2 protein-coding genes and 1 pseudogene are annotated in these 1,784 nt (G+C 59.9%); 1 reads left to right on the forward strand and 2 read right to left on the reverse strand.

All coding sequences use genetic code 11. The annotated features are described in order from the left end of the window. Together ASD00_RS33015 and ASD00_RS33020 are read right to left on the reverse strand one after the other, a co-directional pair. Nucleotides 1–648 (reverse strand): annotated as a pseudogene (locus ASD00_RS33015) (hypothetical protein); the annotation flags it as partial. Beyond that, nucleotides 638–1,006: a plasmid mobilization relaxosome protein MobC gene (locus tag ASD00_RS33020; RefSeq protein WP_057211202.1), complete on the reverse strand. Its 369-nt coding sequence runs from the start codon at nt 1,004–1,006 to the stop codon at nt 638–640. The pseudogene ASD00_RS33015 and the gene ASD00_RS33020, both read right to left, overlap by 11 nt. 571 nt (nt 1,007–1,577) lie before the next feature. On the opposite strand from ASD00_RS33020, the gene ASD00_RS33025 reads away from it, so the two are divergent. Then, nucleotides 1,578–1,784: ParA family protein (locus ASD00_RS33025; protein ID WP_156585913.1), on the forward strand; the 207-nt coding region annotated here is incomplete at its 3' end.

Genomic DNA, 1,784 nt, shown 5'->3' on the forward strand with positions numbered 1-1,784 from the left:
AAATGTGGCCAGCGCGTTGACCGCATAGGCGTTACGGAATTCCGCGCCCCATTCGGCCAGCGCCGCGGCCCGGTCCTCGCGGCTTGCGACCGCGAGGCCATCCTGATCGTAGATCGGGATATCGACCTTGCCCCTGTCGCCGTTTTCCTTCTCGACTTCGCGCGTTCCGAGATAGGTCATCAGGCCGGCGGCCGAAGCCCGGCTCGATACCGTCGACGTCACCTTGATCACGACCGGCTGTGCACCGGCGGCAATCGCTGCACGGCTCGCGGTTTCCGCTGAGGATCTATCCGTTGCGGCGCGTCGCGTGGAGATCGGCCGAGCCATGCGAGGCACGGAAAGGCCTGCGCCCCCTCCCCCGCCGGCCGACTTCTTCAATTCCTCTTCGTCATCCAGATTGCGGCCAGCACCCAAGGCACCGACGAGGGCGATGACACCTCGCTGCGATGCCCGGGACACCTGCAGGATTGACGCGATCGTCGGCTCGTTCGGCGATATCGGACCTCGACGTGTCTTGCTCGCAATGCCAGACGGTACAAAGCGCTCCTGCGGAGCCTGCCCCGACATCGCCTCGTCAATCAGCGACGATGCTCGACGGACGGTATAGGTCTCGATCGCGCCGAGCAGCCCGGTCCAATCATGCGCCACGGCCAGTCCCCCTCCGCTCCCCACAGCTGATCCGCAGCATCAGGTCGACGTCGGCCCGCAGCCGAAACAGGCCGTCGAGAAGAGTGCGCAGCGCCGCGTCGAGATCCGGTTCATAGGCGACGCGCCCCTCATTCATCGCCCGGACCGCCTGGTTGAGATTGATACCGATCCGCCGCAGCTCCTCATTGGTGTCGCGCAGCGCGTCTGCCTCGGACGATCCAACCGGAAGCGGAAGGCCCGCCTGATCGCGAAACAGCAGCCGGATCACGTCGCTGGCGGTGCGGTCTTCTCCGCACAACACGGCAAGCGCCTCGCGCTCCTCCGGCTGCAAACGGACCCTAATCACCTCGCTCCGCATTGTTTCCTTCCCGCTTGTCAGGTTGCCGGAGGCGACCCGGAGCGCCAGAGGCGCGAACCACGGCCCTGCCGGAGGCGGGGCAACGTCGAGTTTGTACCACAAACTTGACTATCCTGCCACAGAAAAGACAACTATAATTTATTCTCAATTTCAATCCACAGATACCGACGATCTCGATCCGACCACCTCGACCGATTGGCGCGAACCGACAAACTCGGCGCGAACAATTACCCGTTGTTAACGCGCTCATCCCCACTTGCAGCGCTGGAAACTGGTTATTCATCGTTGATAATCAACAATTAGCAGTGCACATGTTGTTCATCATTAATGGCCCATTGTTGATTGCCTATTGACCATTACCCGTCGTCAGCGGGCAATCATCGGTCATCAATCATCAATGGTGAACATCATTAATGGCCCATTGTTGATTGCCTATTGACCATTACCCGTCGTCAGCGGGCAATCATCGGTCATCAATCATCAATGGTGAACGAGCAACGGGCAATAATTACGTTGCGAAAGGCGACTTTGATAATTAATTATAATTTATCTTTGAATTGAAGGAGCCGCTATGATCGTCACTATCGCCAACCCGAAGGGCGGAACCGGGAAGACCACGCTCGTTCGCGCGCTGGCGGGGACGGCAGCCCATGCGGGCAATGACGTGTTTCTGATCGACGCCGATAGCCGCGCCAACACGATGCGCTGGGTCACGATGTCGAAACAGATGAATGTCTGGCCGGAGCGCCTGGAAGCGGAAAGCTGCCTCGATCCGAAC

It is taken from the genome of Ensifer sp. Root31, from assembly GCF_001424825.1.
GTDB classification, from domain to species: domain Bacteria; phylum Pseudomonadota; class Alphaproteobacteria; order Rhizobiales; family Rhizobiaceae; genus Ensifer; species Ensifer canadensis.